The sequence below is a fragment of the Conexibacter stalactiti genome, assembly GCF_033542075.1.
Taxonomy (GTDB): domain Bacteria; phylum Actinomycetota; class Thermoleophilia; order Solirubrobacterales; family Solirubrobacteraceae; genus Conexibacter; species Conexibacter stalactiti.
Genome location: NZ_JAWSTH010000123.1, coordinates 1 through 17,313 on the forward strand (window position 1 = coordinate 1; position 17,313 = coordinate 17,313).

Sequence of the window (17,313 nt, forward strand, 5' to 3'; positions counted from 1 at the left end):
AGCTGGAGGCCGGCGACGCCGCCGACCCCGCGGGCACGGCGGCGGGCGTCGGCGCACGGGCGGCGCGCGCGGCGGTCACGATCGGCGCGCCGTCGGCGCTCGCGCTGCCGCTGGCGCGCTCGGCAGCGCTCGACCGCGTCCTTGCCTGGCACGACGGCGTCGTCGTCGTGCAGCAGCCCGGCGCCTCCGCCGCAATCGCAGAGCTCGTCCTGGACAGCCTCGCCGCGCTCGGCCGGCCGGTCGCGGCGGTTCCCGCCCCGGGACGGCTCGCCGCCCGCGTCATCTCCGCTGGGCTGCACACCCCCGCGTTCGCGACCGAGGCGGTCGCGCGGCTGGGCCTCGGAGAGGGGCGGCGATGACGGCCCGTTGCCTGACGCCGCGCCGGCGAAGCGCCGCGATGCCGGCCGCTCCCCGCCGAACCGACGAGAGCGGGCAGGCGCTGCTGCTGGTCGTCGGCGCGATGGCGGTCGTGCTGGCGGCGGCAGTCGTCCTCGGCGTCTTCGCGAGCGGGCTCGGCGGAAGAGGCGACAACCAGCGCGCGGCCGACCTCGGCGCGCTCGGCGGTGCCCGTGCGATGCGCGCCAGCTACGCTCGCCTCTTCGCGCCCGCCTACATCGGCCGTCAGCCGAACCCTGCGCATCTGTCGCGGGCCGCCTTTCTCGCTGCGGCGCGCGTCCGTGCCGAGCGGACCGCGCGGCTCAACGGCGGCGAGCGGATCACTGTCGTCTTCCCCGACGGCAGCTCGTTCGCGCCGACGCGGATCCGCGTGACCGTCTCGGACCCGGCGGTGATCGACCTCGGCGGTGAGCGGGAGGCAGCCGACGTCGCCGCGGTCGCGGAGGCGGAGCTGTCTGCGGACGCGGTCGGCGCCGCGCTCGGTGCGCTGCCGGGCGACTACTCGGGACCGCTCGCCTACCGGCAGGGGAAGCCGATGCGCCCAGACGTCGCGGTCGCCTTCGATCGGATGGCGGCGGCCGCCGCGCGTGACGGGGTGGGGTTGCTGATCACCAGCGCGTGGCGCAGCAGCTCCGAGCAGGCCCGTCTGTTCGCGCTCAGACCCGATCCGAGATGGGTCGCCCCACCGGGCAGATCGATGCACCGGCTCGGCACCGAGCTGGACCTCGGGCCGCCGAGCGCCTACGGCTGGCTGGCCGCGAACGCGAGCAGATTCCACTTCGCCAGACCGATGGACTACGAGCCGTGGCATTGGGGCTATCGGCAGAACGCCGGCAGCACGTCGGTCGGCTTCGGCAACCGCGATGGCAGCGGCACGATGCCGTCGTTCGTGCCGGCGCAGTACGCGCCCGCGATCGCGAGATCGGCGCAGCGCTGGAACGTCTCGGCGGCGCTGCTGGCGGCGCAGCTGTACGCGGAGTCCGGGTTCAATCCGTTCGTCGTCTCGTCGGCCGGGGCGCAGGGGATCGCGCAGTTCATGCCCGGCACCGCGCGGGCGTACGGGCTCACCGACCCGTTCGACGCGACCAGCGCGATCGACGCGCAGGGCCACATGATGCGCGACCTGCTGCGCCAGTTCGGCTCGGTCCCGCTGGCGCTCGCCGCCTACAACGCCGGTCCCGGCGCCGTCGGCGGCTGCAACTGCATCCCGCCTTACCCCGAGACGCAGGCGTACGTCACCAAGATCCTCGGCCTGCTGGGCGGAGCTGGCGACAGCGCCGGCCTCGGCGCCGGCTTCGACGTGCGGCTGGTCAGATGACGCGGCGGGCCGACATCGTGCCGATCGCGGCCGGCGTCGCCACTGCCGCGCTCGCGGACGCGCGCCTGCCTGATCCCGGCCAGCCGTCGACGATCGCTGTCGCCGCGGTGCTCGGTGGCATGGTCGGCGGGGCGATCGCGCGAATGCGGCGCCTGCCGCAGGAGTCGGTGACGCGGTTCACCCAGACCGGGGCCTTCGTCGCCGGCTGGGGCGCCGCACTGATCTGGCTCGGCCTCTGGGCCACACCATAAAACCGGTAGACAGGAGATCTAGCATGGAAACCATGAAGATCCCGAAGGACTCCAGCCTCGCTGCGCTGATCGCGTTCTTCGGCGGCGTCTATCCGATACTGCTGCTCGGGCAGGCGGTCGAGTGGCCCAGAGCCGTCCAGACCGTGCTGGGGTGCGTCGGCCTCGTCGTATTCACCGGCGTGAAGGTCGGGGTGATGGCGCACAACCGCAGACGGGCACGGCTCACCTATCCTCGACGAGCGGATGGAAGGCCACAACGGACATGGCGCGGGCGGCCCGGGCGCGGATGACGCAGCCAACGCGGACGGCGCGACGAGCGCGAACGCCGCAGCCAACGCGAACGGCTGGGACGACCCCGTCGCGCGCGAGGGCGCGGCCGAGCGGGCGAGAGCGCGCGACCAGCGGCTGACCGAGCAGCGGCGCGCGCTGCCGGACCAGCCCGGCGTCTACCTCTTCCGCAACGTCAAGGGCACCGTCATCTACGTCGGCAAGGCGAAGTCGATCAAGAAGCGGGTCGCGTCGCACTTCTCCAACCCGAGCACGCAGGCCGGCCGCGACCTGCTGCCGATGATCGACCGGATCGACGCGCTCGTCGTCTCGACCGAGTCCGAGGCGCTGCTGACCGAGCAGAACTTCATCAAGCAGTACAAGCCGCGCTTCAACATCCGCCTGCGCGACGACAAGTCGTATCCGTACATCGGCATCAGCCTCGACGAGGACTATCCGCGCGTCTACTTCACGCGTGAGCGTCACCGCCGCACGCGCGCCTACTTCGGCCCGTACTCCAACGCCAAGCGCGTGCGCGAGACGCTCGACCTGCTCGGCAAGATCTTCATGTTCCGCTCCTGTGACGGCCCCGAGCCCGGGCGCCGCAGCGGCTCGCCCTGCCTCGACTACTACATCAAGCGCTGCGAGGCGCCCTGCGTCGGCTACGTCACCAGAGAGCAGTACCGCACCTCGATCGACGGCGTGATCGACTTCCTCTCCGGCCGCTACCGCGCGATCGAGTCGGCGATCGACGCGAACATGCGCGAGGCCGCCGCCGAGCAGCGCTTCGAGGACGCGGCGCGCGAGCGCAACCGGCTCAGATCGATCCGCTCGCTGCTCGAACGCCAGCGCGTCACCAACGCCTCGGTCGGCACGCTCGACGCGATCGCGATCGCCGTCGAGGGCCACGACGCCAACGCGCAGGTCTTCCAGGTCCGCGACGGCGTCCTCTCCGACCGCCAGGGCTTCTACCTCGAGAACGAGGCCGGCGACGACGTCGCCGCCGTCGCCGAGGCGTTCATCCTGCAGTACTACGGCAGCTCGCTGATGATCCCGCCGCTGCTGGTCGTTCAGCAGGAGCTGGCCGACCGCGAGGAGACGATCGCCGCCGCACTGACCGAACGGCGCGGCAGCGCCGTCGAGCTGCGCGCCGCCGAGCGCGGCGACAAGCGCCGCATCCTCGAGCTCGCGGAGCGCAACGCGAGACTCCAGCTCGACCAGGAGAGACTGCGCTCCGAGCGCAGACGCCAGCAGCGCGTCGATGCGCTCGACGGCCTCCAGACCGCGCTCGGACTCGACACGATCCCGCTCCGCGTCGAGTGCTTCGACATCTCCCACGTCGGCGGCACGCACACCGTCGCCTCGATGGTCGTGCTGGAGGCCGGCGCGACGAAGAAGGCCGACTACCGCCGCTTCACGCTGCGCGAGGGGACCGAGGGCGTGCCCGACGACTTCGCCTCGATGGAGGAGGTGCTGTCGCGGCGCCTCGCCCAGTACGAGCGCCAACACGATCGCTCGCCGCACGACGACGGCTACGACGCGAGCTTCGCCGCGCTGCCGAACCTGCTCGTGATCGACGGCGGCAAGGGCCAGCTGTCGGCCGGCATGAAGGTGCTCGAAGGCTTCCAGCGGCGCGGCGTCGCGATCGTCTCGCTCGCGAAGAGAATCGAGGAGGTGTTCGTGCCGGGCAGATCGGAGCCGATCATCCTGCCGCACGACACGCCCGAGCTGCAGCTGCTGCAGCGGATCCGCGACGAGGCCCACCGCTTCGCGATCGGCCACCACCGCATCCGCCGCGACAGAGCGATGACGAGATCGGTGCTCGACTCGCTCGCCGGCGTCGGTCCTGCGCGCAAGCGCGCGCTGATGAATCACTTCGGCTCGCCGGAGGCGTTCCTCGCCGCCACGCGGGAGGAGCTGGAGGCAGTCCCCGGCCTGCCCGGCAAGGTCGCGCGCGACCTCTACCTGCAGATCAACAAGACGGGGCATTGATGCGCGCCACGCTCTGCAACGGCTCCTTCACACGCCCGACCGCCCGCTCCGTCACAATGGGCGCATGAGCGTCTCCAAGCCCGCCAGGCTCGGAGACCGCCTGCGCCGTGGCGCACGCCGGCTGGAAGAGACGCCGGAGCAGGCGGAGATCCGCAGCCCCGCGCTCAACGACCTCGTCGTCATCACCGGGTTCTCCGGTGCCGGAAAGTCGACGGCGATGGCGGCCTTCGAGGACGAGGGCTACTTCTGCGTCGACAACCTGCCGCCGGAGATGATCAGATCGCTCGCCGACCTGTTCATGCACGAGGGCTCGAAGGTCGAGCGCGCCGCGGTCGTCTCCGACGCGCGCGGAGGCAGCTACTTCGCCGGCCTCGTCGCCGTGCTCGGTGAGCTGGAGCGGGCCGGCGTCAACTACAGGCTCCTGTTCCTCGAAGCCGACGAGCAGACGCTGCTGACGCGCTACCAGGAGACGCGTCGTCGCCATCCGCTGTCGCCGACCGGCACGGTCGCCGACGGGATCGCGCGCGAGCGGGCGCTGCTGGCGCCGGTGAGGGAACGGGCCGACGTGGTGATCGAGACGACCGGCCTCAACGCCGCGATGCTGCGCCGCAAGCTCGCCGACGCGCTGCTGCCGACGCGCACGCCCGGCCGCCTCGCCGTCACCTTCCAGAGCTTCGGCTTCAAGCACGGCCCGGCGCGCGACGCCGACCTGCTGTTCGACGTGCGCTTCCTGCCCAACCCGCACTACGAGCCCGAGCTGCGCCCGCTGACCGGCCGCAACCCGGACGTCGCCGCCTACGTCAACCGCGACGGCGCGCTCGACGCCTTCTACGACCACCTGATCCCGCTGCTCGACTACCTGCTGCCGCAGTACGTCGCGGAGGGCAAGTCGCACCTCTCGGTCGCGATCGGGTGCACCGGCGGCCGCCATCGCTCGGTCGCGATCGCCGAGCAGCTGACGAAGCGGTACCAGGCCGAGGGCGACTACCTCGTCGAGCTGGCCCACCGCGACGTCGAGCGGCCGACGGCGCGGTAGCTCGCGCCCGCGCGTCGCGAACCCGCGCGCCGGCCGGCGCGTCCCGACGCCTCGCGCCGCGCCCGCTGATACAACCGCCGCCGTGTTCGACCACATCGGCTTCGAGGTCGCCGACCTGGCGCGGGCGGCCCGCTTCTACGACGCCGTCTTCCATGCGCTCGGCCTGCGGCGTATGTTCGCGAGCGAGCACGCGGTCGCGTGGGGCGACAACGAACCGCAGCTGTGGGTCGTCGTGCGCGGGCTGCCGGCGGCGCCCGGCTACGGGCACGTCGCGCTGCGCGCCAGCGGACGCGTCGCCGTCGACGCCGCGCACGCCGCCGGCCTCGCGTACGGCGGCACCGACGCCGGCGCGCCTGGGCCGCGGCCGCAGTACGGGCGCGGCTGCTATGCCGGCTACCTGCGCGACCCCGACGGGCTGCGCGTCGAGCTGGTCAGCCGCACGCGGCGGTGAGCCCCGCGTCCGCCCCGGCGACCGCCGCGCCCGCGCGGCGCTCGCGGACGTCGCTCTGACAGGATCGTCGCCATGGAGCAATCGCTGACCGAGCCCGACCTGCTCGACGACCCGATCGAGCTGTTCCGCCGCTGGTTCGCCGACGCGCGGGACGCGCAGATGCCGCAGCCCGACGCGATGACGCTGGCGACGGTCGCCGCCGACGGCCGGCCCTCGGCGCGGATCGTGCTGCTCAAGGGCGTCGACGGACGCGGCTTCCAGTTCTTCACCAACTACGAGAGCCGCAAGGCGGGCGAGCTGGCGGCCGATCCGCGCGCCGCGCTCGCCTTCGTCTGGATCCCGATGTTCCGCCAGGTGCGCGTGACCGGCGACGTCGTGCGGCTCGACGCGACCGAGTCCGACGCCTACTTCGCGACCCGTCCGCGCGGCAGCCAGATCGGCGCGTGGGCGTCGCAGCAGAGCCGCGAGCTGGCCGATCGCGCCGAGTTGGAAGCGCGCGTCGGCGAGCTGGAGGAGCGCTTCGCCGGGGGCGACGTACCGCGCCCGCGGCACTGGGGCGGCTACCTGTTGGAGCCGCGCGAGATCGAGTTCTGGCAGGGGCGACCAAACCGTCTCCACGACCGCTTCGCCTACACGCGCGCGGCGGATGCCGACAGCTGGCGCCGCGCACGACTGCAGCCCTGACCGGGCGCCTCGATGAGCCGGCGCGCCGAGGCGCGCCGGCCGCCGCGTTCAGCGCCGCGCCGCCCAGCCGGTGACGGCGGGCGACGGCTCGATCCCAGCGCGCAGCCGCGCGTCGGGCTCGGGCGCGCCGACGCGCAGCTCCAGCGGCACGACCCCGGCCCAGACGTCGAGCGCGTAGTCCTCCTCGTCGTCGGCCGGGTCGCCCTCGCGGATCTTCGCGGAGGCTTCGGTGAGGTCCATCGCCAGCACGCGGGTGCCCTTCAGCTCCTGCGGGCTGGGCGGGCGCACCTCGTCCCAACGGCCCGGCAACAGCTTCTCCGTGAACGCCTCCAGCGCGGCGGAGCGCTCCTCTTCGCCCTCGACGAGCGTCGCGTCGCCGAGCACGACGACCGAGCGGTAGTTCATCGAGTGGTGGTAGGCGGAGCGCGCGAGCACGAGGCCGTCGATCAGCGTCGTCGTCAGGCACGCGGGGACGCCGGCGGCGAGCTTGCGGACCATCCGGCTGGCGGTTGAGCCGTGGACGTAGACGCGGTCGCCGAGGCGCGCGATCAGCATCGGGATCACGTACGGCTGGCCGTCGACGGCGAAGCCGACGTGGGCGACGAGCGACTCGTCGAGGATCGCGTCGATCGTGGCGCGGTCGTAGACACCGCGCTTGGGGACACGTCTGACACGCGACCGGCTGGTGGGAGTTGGGGCAGCGGTGGACATGGCGAGCACGCTACGAAACCTTGGTTCTGCTGAACAGGGCCAACAATGCGCAAGAATGTGAGGCCAAATGGACCTGCTGCTCGACCTCGACACCGCTCCCGGCACGACGCTGCGCCGCCGCGCTGAGCATGCGCTGCGCGAGGCGGTCCGCTCCGGCCGCCTGGCGCCCGGCACGCGGCTGCCGTCGACGCGGGCGCTGGCGGTCGAGCTGGGCGTCTCGCGCGGCGTGGTCGTCGAGGCGTACGCGCAGCTCGCGGCGGAGGGCTACCTGCGCACGCACCGCGGCGGCGGGACGACGGTCGCCGGCACGGGCGCGCCTGTCCAAGATCGCGGCTCGGCTGTCGCGGATCGCGGCGCGGCTGGCGCAAACAGCGGCGCGCCCGACGCAGATCGCGGCGCACCCGACGCGCTCGGCGGCACCGACTGGGCAGGGGAGGCGGTCGCGGCGGGGGAGGCGGCGGTGCCGATGCGGCACGACCTGCGTCCGGCGCTGCCCGCGCTCGCGGGCTTCCCCCGCGCCGCATGGCTCGCCTCGCTCTCGCGCGTGCTGCGCGCGCTGCCGGACGAGCGGCTCGGCTACCCCGACCCGGCCGGCGTGCCGGAGCTGCGCGAGACGCTCGCCGCCTACCTCGGCCGCGTCCGCGGCGTGCGCGCCGCGCCGCACCAGATCGTCGTCACCGGCGGGCTGCGCGACGCGCTGACGCTGCTGTGGTCGACGCTCGCCGCGCAGGGCGCCACGCGGATCGCCGTCGAGCGGCCCGGCTGGCGCGGCTGGAGCCAGACGGCCGCCGCCGCCGGGCTCACCAGCGTCCCGCTCGCCGTCGACCGTGATGGCGCCGTGGTGGAGTCGCTCGCGAGCGGCGCGGCGGGCGAGGTGGGCGCGCGCGGGGCGGTGGTCGACGCCGTCGCCGTCACGCCCGCGCACCAGTTCCCGACCGGCGCGGTGCTGTCGCCGCAGCGGCGCGGCGCGCTCGTCGCCTGGGCGCAGCGCAGCGGCGGTCTGATCGTGGAGGACGACTACGACGCCGAGTTCCGCTACGACCGCAAGCCGATCGGCTCGCTGCAAGGGCTCGCGCCCGACGTCGTCGTCTACGGCGGCAGCGCTTCCAAGACGCTCGCGCCGGCGGTCCGGCTCGGCTGGCTGGTGCTGCCGCCAGCGCTCGTCGAGCCGGTCGCCGCCGAGCAGCGCCGCCGCGGCGGCACGCCCGCGCCGCTCGACCAGCTCGCCTTCGCCGACATCGTCGCGCGCGGCGAGCTCGACCGCCATCTGCGCCGCCAGCGCCGCCGCTACCGGCGCCAGCGCGACGCGCTGCTGGCCGCGCTCGCGCGCGAGCTGCCGCAGATCGAGGTCGACGGGGCCGCAGCCGGTCTGCACGCCGTCCTGCGGCTGCCGCCGCAGCTCGACGAGCGCGCCGTGCGCGAAGCCGCGCGCGCCCGCGGGGTCGCCGTCGAGGCGATCGGCCACGGACCGCCGGCGCTCGTCGTCGGCTACGCGAACGTGACCGAGCCGGCCGTCCCCGCCGCCGTCGCCGCGCTCGCCGAGGCGGTGCGCGCCGTCGAGCGCGGGCAGTCCGAGCGACCAGCGACGAGCAGGGGCTTGGACGGGGTCCGCTGATACCCTCTCGACCCGGCCGGTTTGCATATTCCACCGGCTTTTCTCTTTCCATTCTGTTGCCAACGGAAGGACTCGCACGCATGCCGCTTCGGGTTGGGATCAACGGCTTCGGCCGGATCGGCCGAAACGTCTTCCGCGCCGCTCAGGAGCAGGGCGCTGACATCGAGTTCGTGGCGGTCAACGACCTCACGGACGTCAAGACGCTCGCCCACCTGCTCAAGTACGACTCGATCCTCGGCCCGTACCCGGGCACGGTCAAGGAGGTCGAGGGCGGCATCGAGGTCGACGGCAAGCTCGTCAAGGTCCTCGCCGAGCGCGACCCGGGCGCCCTGCCGTGGGGCGACCTCGGCGTCGACGTCGTGATCGAGTCGACCGGCTTCTTCACGAAGAGAGAGGACGCTGCCAAGCACCTCGCCGGCGGCGCCAAGAAGGTCATCATCTCCGCGCCCGCCACCGGCCCGGACGCGACCGTCGTGCTCGGCGTCAACTTCGAGACGTACGACAAGGCCAACCACACGGTCGTCTCGAACGCCTCCTGCACGACGAACTGCCTCGCCCCGGTCGCGAAGGTGCTCAACGACACGGTCGGCATCGACCATGGCCTGATGACCACGATCCACGCCTACACGGCCGATCAGCGTCTCCAGGACATGCCGCACAGCGACCTGCGCCGCGCCCGCGCCGCCGCGGTCAACCTGATCCCGGCCTCGACCGGCGCCGCGAAGGCGATCGGCCTCGTGATCCCGGAGCTGAACGGCAAGCTCAACGGCTTCGCCGTGCGCGCTCCCGTCCCGACCGGCTCGGTCGTCGACCTGACGATCGTCGCCAAGCGCGCGACGACCGTCGAGGAGATCAACGGCGCGCTGAAGGCCGCCTCCGAGGACGGGCCGCTGAAGGGGATCCTCGGCTACACGACCGACCCGATCGTCTCCAGCGACATCGTCAAGGACTCGCGCTCGTCGATCGTCGACTCGCAGCTGACGGCGGTGCTCGAGGGCACGATGGTCAAGGTCGTCTCCTGGTACGACAACGAGTGGGGCTACTCCAGCCGCGTCGTCGACCTCGTGCAGAAGGTGCTGTGAAGACGCTCGACGACCTCGACGTCAAGGACAAGAAGGTCCTTGTCCGCGTCGACTTCAACGTTCCGCTGAAGGACGGCGCGGTCACCGACGACACGCGCATCAGAGGCGCGCTGCCGACGCTCATAGAGCTGCTCGACGGCGGCGCCGCGCTGGTGCTCGTGTCGCACCTGGGTCGTCCGAAGGACCGCGAGCCGGAGCTGTCGCTCCGGCCCGTGGCCGACCGCCTGGCTGAGCTGATCGGCACGCCGGTCAAGCTCGCGCCGGGCGTCGTCGGGGATCAGGTCACCGCGCTCGCGAACGCGCTGGAGCCGGGCGGGATCCTGTTGCTGGAGAACGTCCGCTACGAGCCGGGCGAGACGAAGAACGACGGCGACCTGGCCGACGCGCTCGCGTCGCTGGCCGACCTCTACGTCAACGACGCCTTCGGCGCCGCGCACCGCGCGCACGCCTCGACCGAGGGCGTCGCCAGACGCCTGCCGCACGCCGCCGGCCGGCTGCTGGAGCGCGAGGTGAAGACGCTCGGCGGGATCCTCGAGCACCCGAAGAAGCCGCTCGTGGCGATCGTCGGCGGCGCGAAGGTGACCGACAAGATCGCCGTCATCGACCGCTTCATGCACGTCGCCGACACGATCCTGATCGGCGGCGCGATGTGCTTCCCGTTCTTCAAGGCGCAGGGCCACACCGTCGGCGACTCGCTCTGCGAGGCCGAGGGCGTCGGGCCGGCGAAGGACGCGCTGGCGCAGTCGCGCATGGACCGCTCCCACCTGGAGCTGCCGATCGACCTCGTGATCGCCGACCGCTTCGCCGCCGAGGCCGAGCACAGAGTGCTCGACGGCGTCGACGTGCCCGACGGCTGGATGGGGATCGACATCGGCCCGCGCACCGCGCAGATGTACGCCGACGAGATCGCGAAGGCCGGCACGGTCTTCTGGAACGGCCCGATGGGCGCCTTCGAGCTGGAGCCGTTCGCGGCCGGCACGCGGGCGGTCGCCGAGGCGGTCGCGGCCTGCGAGGGCACGACGGTCGTCGGCGGCGGCGACAGCGCCGCGGCGCTGCAGCAGTTCGGGCTGGGCGACCGCGTCACGCACCTGTCGACCGGCGGCGGCGCGTCGCTGGAGCTGATCGAGGGCAAGAAGCTGCCCGGAGTGGAGGCGCTGAGATGAGCCAACGCACCCCGCTGATCGCGGGCAACTGGAAGCTGAACAAGACGATCGCGGAGGCCGAGGAGTTCATCCAGGCGCTGCTGCCGCGCGTCTTCGCCGCCGACGGCGTCGACATCGGCATCTGCCCGCCGTTCACGTCGCTGCAGGCGATGGTCGACTCCGCGCGCGGCAGCGCCGTGCGCGTCTACGCGCAGAACATGCACCAGGCCGAGTCGGGCGCGTACACCGGCGAGGTCTCGGCGGCGATGCTGAGCGAGCTGGAAGTGCAGGGCGTCGTGCTCGGGCACTCCGAGCGGCGCGAGTACTTCGGCGAGACCGACAAGGCGCTGGCGCTGAAGGTCCCCGCGGCGCTGGAGGCCGGCCTCGAGCCGATCCTCTGCGTCGGCGAGACCGAGGAGGAGCGCGAGCGCGGCGACACCGAGCGCAAGCTCCGCCATCAGATCCAGGAGGACCTCGCGAAGGTCCCGGAGGACCAGCTCGCGCAGGTCGTGATCGCCTACGAGCCGATCTGGGCGATCGGCACCGGCCTGACGGCGACGCCCGAGCAGGCGCAGGAGGCCTGCGCCTTCGTGCGCGCGCTCGTCGCGCAGCGCTCGGAGGAGGCGGCCGCGCAGGTGCGCGTCCTCTACGGCGGCTCGATGAAGCCCGACAACGCGGCTGAGCTGATCGCGCTGCCGGACGTCGACGGCGGCCTCGTCGGCGGCGCCAGCCTCGACCCCGAGTCGTTCGCCGCGATCGTCGAGGCAGCGAAGGGATGAGCACCTACCCTCGGGTGGCGTTGGTCGTGCTGGACGGCTGGGGCCTCGCCCCGGCCGGTCCCGGCAACGCCGTCTCGCTCGCGCGGACGCCCGTCTTCGACGCGCTCTGGGAGCGCTTCCCGACGACGAGAATGATCGCGAAGGGCAAGGCCGTCGGCCTGCCCGAGGGGCAGATGGGCAACTCCGAGGTCGGCCACCTCAACCTCGGCGCGGGCGCCGTCGTCAAGCAGGACCTGACGCGGATCGACGAGGCGGCCGAGAACGGCACGCTCGACGGCAACGCCGTCCTGCGCGAGGCGTTCGAGGCGGGCAAGGAGACGCGCGTCCACCTGATCGGGCTCGTCTCCGAGGGCGGCGTCCACAGCGCGATGAGACACCTGAAGGCGCTGATCGAGCTGGGCGCGCAGCTTGGTGTCAGAGACCTTGTGATCCACGCCTTCACCGACGGTCGCGACACGCTGCCGAAGGCCGGCGCGGGCTACCTGGAGACGGTCGAGGGCTGGTGCGCCGACGCCGGCGCCGGCCGCATCGGCACCGTCATCGGGCGCTACTTCGCGATGGACCGCGACAAGCGCTGGGAGCGCGTGCAGCAGGCGTACGACCTGCTCGTGCACGGCACCGCGCAGCACCACGCCGACAGCGCCGCGGCGGCCGCGCGCGCCGCCTACGAGCGCGACGAGACCGACGAGTTCATCACCGCCACGAGCGTCGGCGGCGAGGCGACGATCCGCCCCGGCGACAGCGTGCTGGCATTCAACTTCCGCCCCGACCGGATGCGCGAGATCACGCTCGCGCTCGCCGATCCCGCCTTCGACGAGATCGATCGCAGAGGCGCGCCGCCGGTCGAGCGGTACTTCTGCATGACGGAGTACAACGAGGACTGGTCGTTCCCCGTCGCCTTCCCGCCCGCGCGGCCGGAGATCACGCTCGCGAGCACGCTCGCCGATCGCGGCGGCACGCAGCTGCACGTCGCCGAGACGGAGAAGTACCCGCACGTGACGTACTTCTTCAACGGGGGCGAGGAACACGCCTATCCCGGCGAGCGGCGCGAGCTGGCGCCATCCCCGCGCGACGTGCCGACCTACGACTTCAAGCCCGAGATGAGCGCGCGCGAGGCGGCGAGGCTGTTCGTCGACGCCTGGAACGCGGATCAGCCGCGCTTCGGCGTGATCAACTTCGCCAACGCCGACATGGTCGGTCACACCGGCGTCATCCCGGCCGCGGTGAAGGCCGTCGAGACGGTCGACGAATGCCTCGGCGAGGTTGTCAGAGCGGTCCACGACAGCGGCGGCGTGCTGCTGATCACCGCTGACCACGGCAACGCCGACCACATGCTGGAGCCGGATGGCAGCCCCAACACGGCTCACTCGCTCAACCCCGTCCCGGTCATCGTCACCGCGGAGGGCGTGAGCCTGCGCGAGGAAGGGATCCTCGCCGACGTCGCACCGACCCTCCTGCAGCTGCTCGGCGAGGATCAGCCCGAGCAGATGACGGGCCAGTCTCTGATCGCTTCGTGACGGCGGCCGGCCGCAGGACGAACCTCCCGCCGTGGCCGGCGAACCGCCCCCTGCGCGACTGGCAGGGGAAGGCGATCGCGGCGCTGGAGGAGCACGACGGCGAGGCCTTCCTCGCCTCCGCGACCCCGGCAGCGGGCAAGACCACGTTCGGGCTGCGCGTCGCCTACGACATGCTCGCGCGCGGCGAGGTCCAGCGTGTCGCGATCCTCGCCCCGACCGCGCACATCTGCCGCCAGTGGGCGGCTGACGCGGCCCGCTACGGGATCGACCTGGAGCCCAACCGGCCCAACTCCGAGGGGCCGGAGCCGTCGGACCGCCACGGCGTCGTCGTCACCTACCAGGCGGTCGCCGCCGGGCCCAGACCGCACCGGATCGCCAGCAACGGCCGGCGCACGCTGCTGATCGCCGACGAGCCCCACCACATGGGCGAGCACGCCGCCTGGGGCACGACCGCGATGGACGCCTTCGCCAACGCGCGCAAGCGCGTGCTGCTGTCCGGCACGCCGTTCCGCTCCGACAACTCGCCGATCCCGTGGGTCGAGTACGACGCCGACGGCGTCTCCAGCGCCAGCTACGCCTACTCGTACACCCAGGCGCTGATGGACGGCGTCTGCCGCCCGATCACGTTCCAGCCCTACGACGGCGACATGGAGTGGACCAGCGACGGCCGCCGTCGCCGTGCCGATTTCTCGGTCGTGCTGCCGCGCAACGAGGACGCGCGCCGGCTGCGGACCGCGCTCGACGGCGACGGCGACTGGATCAGGCGCGTGCTGATCGACGCCGACATGAAGCTGGGCGAGATCCGCGCCGGCGACCATCCGGAGGCCGGCGGCCTCGTGATCGCGCTCGACAAGGCGCACGCGATCCAGCTCGCCGGGCAGCTGGAGCGGATCTCCGGCGAGGCGCCGCTGATCGTCACCTCCGACGAGGCCGACGCCTCGCAGCGGATCGCCCGCTACGCCGCCGGCACCTCGCGCTGGATCGTCTCGGTGCTGATGGTCTCCGAGGGGGTCGACATCCCGCGCCTGCGGGTCGGCGTCTACGCGACCTCCGCGCGCACGGAGCTGTTCTTCCGCCAGGTCGTCGGCCGCTTCATCCGGCGCTCGCCGAGACCGCGCAACCAGATGTCGTTCCTCTTCCTGCCGTCGGACATATTGCTGAAGACGCTCGCCTCGCGGATCGAGGAGGAGCGCAATCACGCGATCGAGTTCAAGCCGGCGCTGGAGACGGGCGAGCTGGACGAGCCGCCGGAGCGGCGCAGAAGCGAGCCGGGCGTCTACGAGGCGCTCTACTCCGACGCGCGTCCCGACGAGCACATCCAGATCGGCGAGAACATGATGCTGTTCGCCGACCCCGAGCCGGTCGCGGCGGCGAGACCGTCGGCGGCGTTCATGGCCTTCGGCGGCGGGATCGCGGAGACGAAGCGGGCGAACGGGGAGCCGGAGACGGCCGAGCTGCCGAGCGCCGCCGACGATCCCAGATCGGCATACCAGCGGCGCGAGACGCTGCGCGAGGAGCGCGCGAGACTGGTGGCGACGATCGCGCGGCGGGGGAGAGAGGAGCACCGCGAGATCAACGGGCGGATCAACCGCGCGGTCGGGGCGCCGTCGGTCGGCAAGTCGACGCTGGAGCAGCTGGAGAAGGCGAACGAGCGGCTGCGCAGAGAGGTCGAGAAGGGGCGCTGACGCCCCGTTGACGTCGCGTCGCGCTGACTCGCTGCGTCAGCGCTCGCTGCTATCGTCGCGATCGCCGTGACCGTACAGCGTTCGAGCAGATGTCAGCGACCGATCTGAGACCTGGCCAGGAGACCCCCTCGGGTGGTCTCGACGCGACCGAGCTGGGCGCCTGGAAGGGCCTGCTGAGGGTCCACGCGTCACTGATGAAGTCGCTCGACGCCGAGCTGGAGGCGACCCATCGCCTGCCGCTGACCTCCTACGAGGTGCTGATCCAGCTGGCGGACGCGCCCGAGCGCAAGATGCGGATGTGCGACCTCGCCGACTCGGTGCTGCTGAGCCGCAGCGGCATGAGCCGGCTCGTCGACCGGCTCGAGCGTGACGGGCTGCTGGAGCGGGCCGCCTGCCCGAATGACGCGCGCGGCTCCTTCGCGGTGCTGACCGATGCCGGGGCCGAGCTGCTCGACGCCGCCCGCCCGACGCACCACGAGGGCATCCGCCGCGGCTTCCTCGCGCACTTCAGCGAGGGCGAGCTGGAGCAGCTCGCCGCCTACTGGTCGCGGCTGCTGCCGCCGGCCGGCTCCTAACCGGCGCGTTCAGCCATCGCAGCACCGTTTCCGGCGTCGTCCGGGCGGTTCGTCGTGTGCGAACGAGCCATGAGCAATAGGTAGGTTTGATGAAAGACTCGTACATTTGTGCAGGGTTCGGGTTTCTCCCCTTGTTTCCTGGCTGGCTGGCCGGTTGAATGCCACCAGGATGTTCGAGACTGGTAGCTAAAACGCTTTTCTTTTGGTCGAGCGTGTGTTAGCCTAGATTCTGTCTTGTTGTTGCACCGCCGTTCGTTCCGGCCGTGTGCGACCCCAATGCGTCGGCCAGGCCGGCCGGCGAATCGGATCCCTTCGAGCCTGCACGGTCGAAGCGACCCGATCTGTCCAAGGCCACCTACCACCAACGAGCCCGCGGCCCTCCCAGCCGCGGGCTCGTGGGTTTCTGGAGGCAGGCGGCGCGCGCGAGTGGCGGAGGCGCGCACGAGGCGAGACGGGCCGCGAGGCGCGCACGAGGCGAGAGGGCCGCGAGGCGCGCACGAGGCGAGAGGGCCGCGAGGCGAGCGCGGAAGGCGAGCGCGGCACGCGGCTCGATAGGGTCCAGCGTCGTATGGCCCCGCTCCTCGAGATCCACCACCGCGACCCCGGCTCGCAAGCGCGCACCGGCGTCCTCAACCTCGCCCACGGCCAGGTCCGCACCCCCGCCTTCGTCCCGCTCGCGACGAAGGGCACGATCAAGGGCCTGGAGCCGCGTGAGGTCGCCGCGCTCGGCTACGACATGGTGCTCGGCAACACCTTCCACCTCTTCCTCGCCCCTGGTGAGGAACTGGTCAGAGAGCTGGGCGGCCTGCACGAGTTCATGCGCTGGAGCGACCCGATCATCACGGACTCCGGCGGCTTCCAGGTCTTCTCGATGGGCCACGGCACAGTCGCCGACGAGATCAAGGGCCGCGCCCCGACCGGCTCCGACCGCGCCGGCGCGATCCTCGGGATCGAGGAGGAGGGCGTCCGCTTCCGCTCCTACATCGACGGCGGGCCGCGCTTCATGGCGCCGGAGACCTCGATGGAGGTGCAGGCGGCGCTCGGCTCCGACATCGCGCTCGCGTTCGACGAGTGCACGCCCTTCCACGTCACGCGCGATTACACGGAGCGCTCGACCGAGCGCACCCACCGCTGGCTCGACCGCTGCATCGCCTGGCACGACGAGCACCAGCCGCTCGCGGGCGGCGGAGGGGGCAGACAAGTGCTCTACTCGATCTCCCAGGGCGGCGTCTACGAGGACCTGCGCCGCGCGGCGACGCGCCACATCGCGCAGACCTCCGCGCCCGGCGTGGCGATCGGCGGCTCGCTCGGCGCCGACAAGCCGCAGATGTACGAGGTCGTCAGCTGGGCGACCGCCGAGCTCGACGAGGTCGCGCCCGACAAGCCCCGCCACCTGCTCGGGATCGGCGAGATCGACGACCTCGTGCGCGGCGTCGAGCTGGGGATCGACACCTTCGACTGCGCGATGCCGACGCGGATCGGGCGCCACGGGATGGCGCTGGTGCCCGACCCCGCCAGACGCTGGCGGATCGACCTGACGAAGGGGCGCATGAAGCGCGTCAACGAGCCGATCATGGACGACTGCCCGTGCCCGGCGTGCAGCAACGGCTTCACGCGCGCCTACCTGCACTACCTCTTCAGCGCCCACGAGCTGACCGCGCTGCGGCTCGTGACGCTGCACAACCTCTCGTTCATCGCCCGCCTGATGGCCGACCTGCGCGGCGCGATCGCGACCGGCACGCTGCCGCAGGTCGCGGCCGCCGTGCGCGCCGGCGCCGCGCCGGGCGCGCTCGCCGCCGCGGCGTAGGCGGC

16 protein-coding genes and 1 pseudogene are annotated in these 17,313 nt (G+C 72.4%); 16 read left to right on the top strand and 1 reads right to left on the bottom strand.

Annotation, left to right across the window (positions count from 1 at the left end; all coding sequences use genetic code 11):
* The 8 genes and pseudogenes from R7226_RS27635 to pdxH form a co-directional block, all read left to right on the top strand.
* Positions 1-359, top strand: a pseudogene (locus tag R7226_RS27635) (hypothetical protein); the annotation flags it as partial.
* Positions 356-1,714: a transglycosylase SLT domain-containing protein gene (locus R7226_RS27640; RefSeq protein WP_318600625.1), complete on the top strand. Its 1,359-nt coding sequence runs from the start codon at positions 356-358 to the stop codon at positions 1,712-1,714. The pseudogene R7226_RS27635 and the gene R7226_RS27640, both read left to right, overlap by 4 nt.
* Entirely contained in the window at positions 1,711-1,965 is a 255-nt protein-coding gene (locus R7226_RS27645; RefSeq protein ID WP_318600626.1) for a hypothetical protein, read from the top strand. The genes R7226_RS27640 and R7226_RS27645 overlap by 4 nt, the downstream gene beginning before the upstream one ends.
* A gap of 32 nt (positions 1,966-1,997) precedes the next feature.
* Positions 1,998-2,255: a hypothetical protein gene (locus R7226_RS27650; protein ID WP_318600627.1), complete on the top strand. Its 258-nt coding sequence runs from the start codon at positions 1,998-2,000 to the stop codon at positions 2,253-2,255.
* Positions 2,209-4,224, top strand: coding sequence for an excinuclease ABC subunit UvrC (uvrC, locus tag R7226_RS27655; RefSeq protein ID WP_318600628.1), 2,016 nt, complete (start codon positions 2,209-2,211; stop codon positions 4,222-4,224). The genes R7226_RS27650 and uvrC overlap by 47 nt, the downstream gene beginning before the upstream one ends.
* A gap of 64 nt (positions 4,225-4,288) precedes the next feature.
* Positions 4,289-5,260, top strand: coding sequence for an RNase adapter RapZ (gene rapZ, locus R7226_RS27660; RefSeq protein ID WP_318600629.1), 972 nt, complete (start codon positions 4,289-4,291; stop codon positions 5,258-5,260).
* Positions 5,261-5,342: 82 nt separating this feature from the next.
* Positions 5,343-5,711: a VOC family protein gene (locus R7226_RS27665; RefSeq protein WP_318600630.1), complete on the top strand. Its 369-nt coding sequence runs from the start codon at positions 5,343-5,345 to the stop codon at positions 5,709-5,711.
* 72 nt (positions 5,712-5,783) lie between these two features.
* Positions 5,784-6,395 (top strand): pyridoxamine 5'-phosphate oxidase, encoded by a 612-nt coding sequence (gene pdxH / locus R7226_RS27670; RefSeq protein WP_318600631.1) that lies wholly within the window; start codon positions 5,784-5,786, stop codon positions 6,393-6,395.
* Positions 6,396-6,443: 48 nt separating this feature from the next.
* On the opposite strand, the gene R7226_RS27675 is transcribed toward pdxH, so the two are convergent.
* Positions 6,444-7,106 (bottom strand): pyridoxamine 5'-phosphate oxidase family protein, encoded by a 663-nt coding sequence (locus tag R7226_RS27675; RefSeq protein ID WP_318600632.1) that lies wholly within the window; start codon positions 7,104-7,106, stop codon positions 6,444-6,446.
* Positions 7,107-7,173: 67 nt separating this feature from the next.
* Here R7226_RS27675 and pdxR point away from each other — a divergent pair, with 67 nt between their 5' ends.
* The 8 genes from pdxR (at position 7,174) to tgt (ending at position 17,308) form a co-directional block, all read left to right on the top strand.
* Positions 7,174-8,721, top strand: a complete 1,548-nt coding sequence (gene pdxR, locus R7226_RS27680; protein WP_318600633.1) for a MocR-like pyridoxine biosynthesis transcription factor PdxR — start codon at positions 7,174-7,176, stop codon at positions 8,719-8,721.
* Positions 8,722-8,801: 80 nt separating this feature from the next.
* The gene (gene gap, locus R7226_RS27685; protein WP_318600634.1) at positions 8,802-9,803 is read left to right on the top strand and encodes a type I glyceraldehyde-3-phosphate dehydrogenase; all 1,002 of its coding nucleotides are present in this window, start codon (positions 8,802-8,804) and stop codon (positions 9,801-9,803) included.
* On the top strand, positions 9,800-10,966 hold the full coding sequence (locus R7226_RS27690; RefSeq protein ID WP_318600635.1) for a phosphoglycerate kinase: 1,167 nt from the start codon (positions 9,800-9,802) through the stop codon (positions 10,964-10,966). Before gap ends, R7226_RS27690 begins: the two co-directional genes overlap by 4 nt.
* The gene (gene tpiA / locus R7226_RS27695) at positions 10,963-11,724 is read left to right on the top strand and encodes a triose-phosphate isomerase (RefSeq protein ID WP_318600636.1); all 762 of its coding nucleotides are present in this window, start codon (positions 10,963-10,965) and stop codon (positions 11,722-11,724) included. Before R7226_RS27690 ends, tpiA begins: the two co-directional genes overlap by 4 nt.
* Complete coding sequence (gene gpmI, locus R7226_RS27700; protein WP_318600638.1) at positions 11,721-13,241, top strand: 2,3-bisphosphoglycerate-independent phosphoglycerate mutase; 1,521 nt, start codon at positions 11,721-11,723, stop codon at positions 13,239-13,241. Before tpiA ends, gpmI begins: the two co-directional genes overlap by 4 nt.
* Positions 13,238-14,926 carry a DEAD/DEAH box helicase gene (locus tag R7226_RS27705; protein WP_318600640.1) on the top strand — a complete coding sequence of 563 codons (1,689 nt, stop codon included), beginning with the start codon at positions 13,238-13,240 and terminating at the stop codon, positions 14,924-14,926. The genes gpmI and R7226_RS27705 overlap by 4 nt, the downstream gene beginning before the upstream one ends.
* Positions 14,927-15,015: 89 nt before the next feature.
* Complete coding sequence (locus tag R7226_RS27710) at positions 15,016-15,501, top strand: MarR family winged helix-turn-helix transcriptional regulator (protein ID WP_318600642.1); 486 nt, start codon at positions 15,016-15,018, stop codon at positions 15,499-15,501.
* A 568-nt stretch (positions 15,502-16,069) separates the two neighbouring features.
* The gene (tgt, locus tag R7226_RS27715; RefSeq protein ID WP_318600644.1) at positions 16,070-17,308 is read left to right on the top strand and encodes a tRNA guanosine(34) transglycosylase Tgt; all 1,239 of its coding nucleotides are present in this window, start codon (positions 16,070-16,072) and stop codon (positions 17,306-17,308) included.
* Positions 17,309-17,313: the final 5 nt, after the last annotated feature.

Bases quoted from the DNA above. Each gene is read 5' to 3' on its own strand.
- R7226_RS27640 (WP_318600625.1), top strand. From the start codon at position 356: ATGACGGCCCGTTGCCTGACGCCGCGCCGGCGAAGCGCCGCGATGCCG.
- R7226_RS27645 (WP_318600626.1), top strand. From the start codon at position 1,711: ATGACGCGGCGGGCCGACATCGTGCCGATCGCGGCCGGCGTCGCCACT.
- R7226_RS27650 (WP_318600627.1), top strand. From the start codon at position 1,998: ATGAAGATCCCGAAGGACTCCAGCCTCGCTGCGCTGATCGCGTTCTTC.
- uvrC (WP_318600628.1), top strand. From the start codon at position 2,209: ATGGAAGGCCACAACGGACATGGCGCGGGCGGCCCGGGCGCGGATGAC.
- rapZ (WP_318600629.1), top strand. From the start codon at position 4,289: ATGAGCGTCTCCAAGCCCGCCAGGCTCGGAGACCGCCTGCGCCGTGGC.
- pdxH (WP_318600631.1), top strand. From the start codon at position 5,784: ATGGAGCAATCGCTGACCGAGCCCGACCTGCTCGACGACCCGATCGAG.
- R7226_RS27675 (WP_318600632.1), bottom strand. From the start codon at position 7,106: ATGTCCACCGCTGCCCCAACTCCCACCAGCCGGTCGCGTGTCAGACGT.
- pdxR (WP_318600633.1), top strand. From the start codon at position 7,174: ATGGACCTGCTGCTCGACCTCGACACCGCTCCCGGCACGACGCTGCGC.
- gap (WP_318600634.1), top strand. From the start codon at position 8,802: ATGCCGCTTCGGGTTGGGATCAACGGCTTCGGCCGGATCGGCCGAAAC.
- tpiA (WP_318600636.1), top strand. From the start codon at position 10,963: ATGAGCCAACGCACCCCGCTGATCGCGGGCAACTGGAAGCTGAACAAG.
- gpmI (WP_318600638.1), top strand. From the start codon at position 11,721: ATGAGCACCTACCCTCGGGTGGCGTTGGTCGTGCTGGACGGCTGGGGC.
- R7226_RS27710 (WP_318600642.1), top strand. From the start codon at position 15,016: ATGTCAGCGACCGATCTGAGACCTGGCCAGGAGACCCCCTCGGGTGGT.
- tgt (WP_318600644.1), top strand. From the start codon at position 16,070: ATGGCCCCGCTCCTCGAGATCCACCACCGCGACCCCGGCTCGCAAGCG.